The sequence below is a fragment of the Prevotella sp. AM42-24 genome (genome assembly GCF_003461825.1).
Lineage (GTDB): Bacteria > Bacteroidota > Bacteroidia > Bacteroidales > Bacteroidaceae > Prevotella > Prevotella hominis.
Genome location: NZ_QTXV01000102.1, coordinates 1,277 through 6,540, shown reverse-complemented (window position 1 = coordinate 6,540; position 5,264 = coordinate 1,277). Strand labels below are relative to the sequence as shown.

The following is a 5,264-nucleotide window of genomic DNA, read 5'->3' as shown; positions in this document are numbered from 1 at the left end:
GAATATATTTATGTAGAGATTTCCAAGTTCAACAAACCCCTGGAAGAACTGGATACGCTCTACGAGAAGTGGCTCTATGCTCTGAAGAACCTCTATAAGCTTACCCAGCGCCCTAAAGAACTGTGCGATAAAGTCTTCGACCGTCTCTTCGAGGAAGCCGAGATAGCCAAGTTTACTCCGCAGGAAATGAGGGAGTACGAGACCAGCAAGATGGCATATCGCGACATCAAGAATTCCGTAGACACCGCTAAGCGTGAAGGTATAGCTGAAGGTATGGAAAAGGGAATGAAGGAAGGTATGGAAAAGGGTATGAAGGAGGGTATGGAAAAAGGTATGAACCAGAAAGCCCTGGAAATAGCTAAGAATATGCTGGCAATGGGACTTCCTTCCGAACAGGTTGCCAAAGCTACCCAGCTGTCTTTGGAAATCATTAAGAATCTGAGCAATTCATAAAAACAGAAAGCGGAGATGTAGATTACGAATATCACCATATAATCAAGGGTCTATACGTCACCTTTTCTTCGTGGCATATAGACCCTTGTCGTTTAATGTTCGTTGCGGACGGAACTTTTTCCGCCCGCAACGGTTTACTGCTTCTTCAAGGTAGGCAATGTTCCGTTAAGTTCGTAACGCCACTTTGAGCCTGCGTTCTGCAAGGCGGTGTTCATGGCATCAACGGCTTTCTGCCAGGTAACGACAGAGCCGTCCACCTTCGTGACTTCGGTGACGGTGCCTGCCTTTTTGTAGCCGATACCTTGTTCATGATTGTTCTTCCAATAGCAGGCGGTCACGGTGGTATAGTTATTTCCCAAAAAGCCGCCGATATGTACATAGCCAGTGCTACTACCCGTACTGGTTACGTTGCCCGTGGCATAGCAGGCAAGGAGGCTGCTTCCTGCGTTCATTCCCACCAGACCGCCGCCAGCGATATTCTTTTGGGGGGCTATTTCTAAGGTCACGTTGCCCGTGGCATAGCAAGCGGTCAGGGTGGCACTCGAATTCGTCTGACCTGCCACGCCGCCGACATTGACCATTCCCTTCACTGTGGCAGAGGAACTGCATCCGGTGATGGAACCGTCTATTTGAGCACCCACCACACCGCCGACATACACCGTGCCGCTGACGCTGCCCGACACCGAGCAGTTTTCAATGGTGCCCCAGCTATATCCTACCACGCCGCCAATACTGCCGCCATATATTTGATTGCTTGTTATCTGTACGCCCTCCATCACCACGTTCTTCACCGTACCAGCTCTATTGAGCCAGCCGAACAGACCCGCATATTCGTCATTTGTCGTAAAGGTCAGCCCCGTGATGGTATGGCCGCCACCGTCGAAGGTGCCTTTGTATGAGTTGTCGTAGTCTGTGCCTATCGGTGTCCAGTCTTTGCCTGTGAGGTCAATGTCTGTGTCGAGGGTAATGTTAATGTCGCTCTTACCTCCGTTCACTAATTCGGCTATATTCATCAGGCCATCGGCGGAGGTCACGGTGTAGCTGCCGTCGCTCTCTATGGTATAGCCCAGGTCTTTTGCCGCAGCGAGGGAGACGGTGTAGGTATATTCACCGCCCGCCTGCCAGTCGGTAGCATTCTTCATCTTATAAACGAAGGTTTTGCCGTTAGTGAAGGTGCAGGTAATGAAGGTCGTGCCAGCTGCCACACTTTGCGGGGCGACGAGGGCGATGTAGGTGTTGCTACCCTTGTCATACGGGACGATTATATCCGGGTTGTCGCCTTCGGTGGAGAGACCCGTCAGCTGCACGGATGCCAGCCCCTCGGTGTAGTCCGTCAGAACGATGGTCACCCGCGCCGTGCGGTGGGTGAAGCGGAGCGTGGGGCTACCGTAAGTCACCGTCTGTCCGTCGGCTACGATGAGGTCACTGCCCTCAAAGTCCTTCTGGGCACTTTGGTTGGCTTTTACTTTTACCGCAGGTGGGGTTGTCTCGCCAGCGGTGTAGGGCCACCACGCTGTGACGGTAATGTCGTTGTGGTTGGTCCAGTAGTACGGGTCGGTGGAGGTCAGCGTGGCGCTGGTGGGGTCGGCGGTGGAGGGCGTCACGTCGTATGCCTTCACCGTGCCGTCCATCAGGACTGCCACGCTCTGCACACCCTCCCAATTGCCGTCCACCGGGGCACGGGTGCCGGCGGTGGCTGTCGCGGCGGGGTTCAGCCCCGTGGCGGTGAAGACGATGGGTGTGCCTTCCGCCCCTTTAGGCAGGAAGCCTGCTTCGTCCTGTGTGCAGGCGGCAAGACCGAGCAGCAGGGCGAGGACTGCGAATATATGGATGTTTGTTCGTTTCATGATGCGTGTTGTTTAGGGGTTGTTATTGTTTCTTTTGCAGTACGGGCAGACCGTCGTTGCCGAGTGCCCACTGGTAGTCATTGTCGGTGAGGGCGGTGTTCATGCCGTCGACGGCTGTCTGCCATTTCACGGTTGCGCCGTCCACCTTCGTGGCATCTACCGTTCCTCCTTCATTACGGAATGCTCCTTGCCCGACATTGCCTCCCCAATAGCAGGAAGTTATAGTAGCGTAGTTATAACGCACTATAGCTCCAGATTCATAATCTTTCAATGTGCCGTTGAACCAGCAAGCGGTGATACTGCCATAATTTAAATCGGCTATACCACAAGTTCTACCATATGCAGAAATATTTCCCGTCACAGAGCAGGCAATGATTTGACCCTCATTTTGATCCACTATTCCAGCTGCTGATCCATTGCTGCCATACAGATTCACATCTATGAGTTGTAGGTTCTTTATCACACCACGGTGATTTAATAACCCAAAAAGTTCAGTAGTCGCTGCAGAAAAGTTTAATCCCTTAATGCGGTGTCCCTGCCCATTAAAGACGCCGGAGTAGCCAGGCCATGTGCCTATCTGTGTCCAATCCTTACCCGTCAGGTCGATGTCAGCGGTGAGGGTGCAATTTATCGATTCATCTTTTTGTACGGCTTTGTTCCATGCCAGCAGGCCCTTGGCGTTATAGACCATGTAACTGCCGTCGTTCTGTATAGAATAGCCCAAATCCTCAGCCTCGCCGCTCTCGCCGCCGCCGTCAACCCAGCTGCCGATGGTGCAACCCTCTAACGTCAGGCCGGTGGTGTTCACCTTAACGGTATATTTATAGCGGCTGCCCGCTTCTAATACGACGTTGTTCTGCGGACGGAAGTAGAAGGTGCCGCCGCCGAGTTCCACCTTAACGAACGGCTTGCCTGCCGCAACGGTCTGCGGGGCGGTCAGTGCCTCGTAGGTGTTGCCGCTTGCGTTGTAAGTCTTGATGGCGGTCGGGTTGCCGTTATCGGCGGACAGGCTCACGAGGCTCACCGTGGCACCAGCGACGCTCGTGAATCCCGTGCCAGGCTTCAGTTCGATTGCTACGCGTGCCGTGCGGTGGTTGAACTCCAAGGTAGGGTTGTTAAATTCCACTTTCCGGTTCTCAGCGGCGATGAAGTCGCTGTTCTGGAAGTCAGCCAATATGCTCTGGTCTTCTGCCACCTTCACGGCAGGCATCTGGGTGATGTCGGCATTGTCAAAGGGCCACCATGCCGATACGGTAATCGGGTCGCGGCTGGTCCAGTAGTACGGGTCGTTCTCGCGTGAAAGCGTGGCACTCTTGTATCCGTCGGCATCTGTAGCCGTTACGGTGTATTCCTTTACCGCATCGCCCATCTTGAGTGCCACGGAAGTGACGCCCTGCCAGTCGCCGTCCACGGATGCACGGGTTGATGGGGCTGCCAGCGGTGTTGCCTCCACGGACAGTCCGGTGGCATGGATGACTATTGGATATTCCTCTTTGGACAGACGCCTATCGTCTGCCAGTTCGTCCTGTGTGCAGGCGGCGAGGGCGAACAGCAGTGCGGTGGCTGCGGGGATAAATAATCTATGTCTCATAATTCTTCATTCTAATCAATTAATTATTAATATCTTACAGGTCAGCATCCACTTCTCCACCGTCTATATCGTTCCACTTTGCAATGGTGGCTTCGCTGACTTCAAGGACTTTGTTGCTCACCTTGACAGTATAGGTGTAGTTGTTGCCCGCCAGCAGTGCGCCTTCGGGCACGGTGAGTGTGGCAGGATATTCCTGACCTTTGTACTTCACAACCAACGGCAGTGATGCAACTGTCTGCGGGAAGAGGATGACCGATGACGTGAGGTTGCCGTCTGCCAGATCCATGGCCAGTTCTCCGGTCTGTGCCCCGTTGTCTGCGGTGGCAAAACCGTCGGCCGTGTTGAACGTACCAGTGAGTAACAATCCGTCCAGCGTGTAACGTTCAGGCTTGACCATGCTGAAATCCACGCCATCGCCCGCCTCGAAGGTAAGGGTTATCCGGCTCATGCGGTGGTGGAAGGAGTTGTCTTCACCGCCTTTGTAGGTTTTGTCGGTAAAGCTCACCACCGGGCTGTTTTTGTCTCCCGTGGCTCCTGAAGCAAAGAGGAAGTCGATGGCAGGCTGGTTCTGCTGCGCCGTGGCATCGGTCGTGGCAGCGAGGATGCCTCCCGCCGCGTTGTACGGATAGTAGGCGCGGAAAGTATGGGGCTTTGTATCTTCGATATAGATGACCTTTCCTTCTGCCTCAAATTTCCCATTCTTCAGGATGAAAGGCACGTTGCCGTACTGGGTATCGTTGTCGATGTCGGTGATGCCAATACGGTCGCCGTTGTCCCAAGTGGTTTCGCTGGCACGGGTGTTTACGCTGATACCACCAGTAAACTGTACGGCTACCTTACCATTTGCTGTTGTAGAAGCTGTATCTTCTGTATTGCATGAAACCATTGCACCTGCCAAGAGTACAAGGGCGAAAAACTTCGTCATCTTTTTCATCTTATCAATATTTTAAAAGTTATTATTATATTTCTACTTCATTGTTGAGGTTCGTCCAACCGTTGATGGTAGCTTCCAGATTCATCTTTGGCTGCATTTCTTCGTATTTGAACCTTAGCTCATACTTTCCACCTACATTCATCTTAGGAGCAGTGATGTCAAACTCCTGCAAGGTCTCGTCAGGCAGCAAGAGGCGGAGATAAACATGAGAGGCGGAACTTCCCTGTATGGTCGGCATCAGCCGGATGACTTCTGATTGCAAAGTTGACTCAGTAGCCAAGATAGTAGGTATTTCCACTTCCGTTGGCTCTATGCTCGGCAATCCATATTCTCCATCTCTATTCTTCTGTGTAGGGAACAGACAACAAGCACAATCCAAAGCCTTGCCACTCATCTCTGTACCTTTTGGCACATTCTCAATGATGACGGTCAGTTCCGA

At 52.7% G+C, this 5,264-nt stretch carries 4 protein-coding genes and 1 pseudogene; 1 reads left to right on the top strand and 4 read right to left on the bottom strand.

Annotation, left to right across the window (positions count from 1 at the left end; all coding sequences use genetic code 11):
- Window positions 1-453: Rpn family recombination-promoting nuclease/putative transposase (locus DW917_RS15930; RefSeq protein ID WP_118120303.1), on the top strand; the 453-nt coding region annotated here is incomplete at its 5' end.
- 134 nt (window positions 454-587) lie between these two features.
- Here DW917_RS15930 and DW917_RS15925 read toward each other — a convergent pair.
- The 4 genes and pseudogenes from DW917_RS15925 to DW917_RS17870 all read right to left on the bottom strand — a co-directional run.
- Window positions 588-2,300, bottom strand: a complete 1,713-nt coding sequence (locus DW917_RS15925; RefSeq protein WP_118120301.1) for a fimbrillin family protein — start codon at window positions 2,298-2,300, stop codon at window positions 588-590.
- 22 nt (window positions 2,301-2,322) lie between these two features.
- A complete protein-coding gene (locus DW917_RS15920) occupies window positions 2,323-3,891 on the bottom strand; it encodes a fimbrillin family protein (RefSeq protein ID WP_118120298.1) in 1,569 nt (522 codons plus the stop codon).
- Between the two features lie 34 nt (window positions 3,892-3,925).
- A complete protein-coding gene (locus DW917_RS15915) occupies window positions 3,926-4,816 on the bottom strand; it encodes a fimbrillin family protein (protein WP_118120306.1) in 891 nt (296 codons plus the stop codon).
- Window positions 4,817-4,850: 34 nt separating this feature from the next.
- Window positions 4,851-5,264 (bottom strand): annotated as a pseudogene (locus tag DW917_RS17870) (hypothetical protein); the annotation flags it as partial.